Raw genomic sequence first — 2,369 nt, 5'->3', positions numbered from 1 at the left:
TAAAGCAGAGAGTATTATTGAATAAAGATAAAAATTTTTACCTTTATTAGAACAATATTGATATAAAAGCATAAAACAAACAGGTAGTAAGACAGCAGTAACAGTAATACCCATAGGAAGAAAATGTGTGAATCCATGGGGATGAATTAAGTAATTGTTTTGGGATAATAAGCTGTCAATATTGGACCAAGTAACATGAACTATTAACCCGAAAAAACAGAATTCAAATAAACGGTTTCTATCTATTTTAAAGTAAAGAATAGATAGGGGAATTAAAATTGACATGATATTAAACCAAAAATACCAAGTCTTCCAATTAGAATATTTCATCCAGTGATCAACGCGTAGTTCGCTAATTCTCTCTTTATATTCAAAAATAGAGAGAAGAATTTCTTGTTCGTTCAATAAAATCACTCCATATATAAATCATAATTTAATAATTATATTTTCCTGAAAGAGTCTTGCTTATGTGATAAACAGACCAAGATAGATCAATAAGGATTTGTTAAGACTATTTTTACCTAAATAAGAATTTTTACCGAATAGATGAATAAGTCTGAGTTGTAAGGGGATTTAATAATAAAAAAGGGTATAATATGATTTTTAATAGTATGTGTATTGCCATGGCTGCTTGGATACTTCCATCTTAATAATAATTCCGCTAGTTGGACCTTTTTTTTCAGTCATAGCATAAACTGTAAATGAAACGGTAAGATAATTAACGGCGAAGAGTCGAGTATTATCATCACCTTTTTTCTATATTTTTCCGTATGATTTAGTTTATAGATCTTAAAAAGCTAGCTATTTTTAAATATTCTATGGGGCAGGAAAGATTATTTTTAATGTAAGCAGTTTAAATCGAATATATTCTTTTAATTTAATTCTCTTAAATACTTAAGGATATTAATCCAAGTACGATTAATGCGCTTGTTTCTTTGTGTCTTCAGAATCGTGCAAAATTCCTTTTAAAAAAGTCCTATTACTAAATTTTGTGAAGGAATGCACTTAAACTTTAGGGGCAGCATTCCTGTAATAACCACTCTTATGTCACAATCGGGGCAGTTTAGCTATATAGTATTTGTAAAAAACGAAACCCTCACTTAGATAGTGAGGGTTTAACGTGGAAAGGAATAAATCCAATCAAACCTATTATAACTTTCCCCACATGCTCAGAATTATTCTTTTTTCAATGGAATTAATAATAATACATACTGTGGTAGTTAAGTTTTATTAAAACAGTTGTTACAGCAAAGAAAAAAAAACAATGTCCCTAAAAAAAGCCGTATAACGTCTTTTTAATAGAAATATAAATTTTCATCGTCTGTTTCTAATTGCACGTCAGTGTCACCTATATAAATATGGCCATTCGTATGGAATTAACAACCTTTTGGAAAGTTTTCTTCAAAATTTACTTGAATCTGTTTCGAAATTCTGTATATTCTTAGCCAACTTTGTAGTTTGTTCTATCGAAACAACCTTCATATCTTGTCGTCTCATAAACACAGTATAACGAATTTCAGGCTCAGCTGCTGTTTCCATTTCTTCTTCTGTTGCTTCTCCAATAATAGTCCCTGGTGTAGGCATCATTGTGTAGATGGTTTCGTCTTCTTGAGACTCTGTTCCTGAATTATTTACTGATTTTGTACGATTAAACAAACTTAAACATGAATTCAACCCCTATATATATTTTGATATTAGCATAATTATCCCTATCTAACTATGTATAGAATATAGCGTTTGGAAATTTTTTGCGTAATAATTCCTTGGCTTATTCTAAGAGGTTTTTTGTTATAATTAAATGATATTTGTATCTAAAATAAAAAAATGAGGCGAGAAAAGGATGCATACATTAGAAATTTTAATGCAAGATATTGGTGTTGTTGTTAAAAGGAATAAAGAATTATTGATTAAACAAAAAAGTGATTTAGATTACAACCTCTATTCAAAGGAAGTTAACAAAGAACTTCAAACTTGGAGAGAGGAGCTTATTGATATCTTTATCAATTCCATATCTATTGACTTAGAAAGTCCCTATAACCACTTAACTCTTTGGGGAAATAAAGGGGTAAACTTATTGATTGAATTAAATCTATCCCTTGAAACGGGTATTGAAGAAGTTAGATTCTATCGTAATTCAATAGGTGATATAATAAAAACAGAATCTATCAGAAATAATGTATCTATCTCTGATTTCTACGAAATAATATCGAAATTCGATTCTATTGTTGATCAAGCTGTACACTTACTTAGCTTAAATTACTCTAAAATAAATTACGCTCGTATTAGTGCTGCCGAGATAACTGCGATGGAGTTATCCATACCAGTTATTCAAATTACTGAAAAAATGGGAGTCCTCCCATTAGTAGGAG

Annotated in this window: 3 protein-coding genes; 1 reads left to right on the top strand and 2 read right to left on the bottom strand. The window is 29.8% G+C overall.

Annotation, left to right across the window (positions count from 1 at the left end):
- Both AC0B9F_RS37915 and AC0B9F_RS37910 read right to left on the bottom strand, forming a co-directional pair.
- Window positions 1-405: hypothetical protein (locus AC0B9F_RS37915; RefSeq protein WP_472010347.1), on the bottom strand; the 405-nt coding region annotated here is incomplete at its 3' end.
- A gap of 996 nt (window positions 406-1,401) precedes the next feature.
- Window positions 1,402-1,656, bottom strand: a complete 255-nt coding sequence (locus AC0B9F_RS37910; protein ID WP_404764484.1) for a hypothetical protein — start codon at window positions 1,654-1,656, stop codon at window positions 1,402-1,404.
- A gap of 184 nt (window positions 1,657-1,840) precedes the next feature.
- Here AC0B9F_RS37910 and AC0B9F_RS37905 point away from each other — a divergent pair.
- On the top strand, window positions 1,841-2,369 hold a 529-nt coding region (locus AC0B9F_RS37905), incomplete at its 3' end, for a hypothetical protein (protein ID WP_472010345.1).

The organism is Streptomyces sp. NPDC097129, from assembly GCF_055668065.1.
This window is presented reverse-complemented; position numbering and strand designations above follow the sequence as displayed.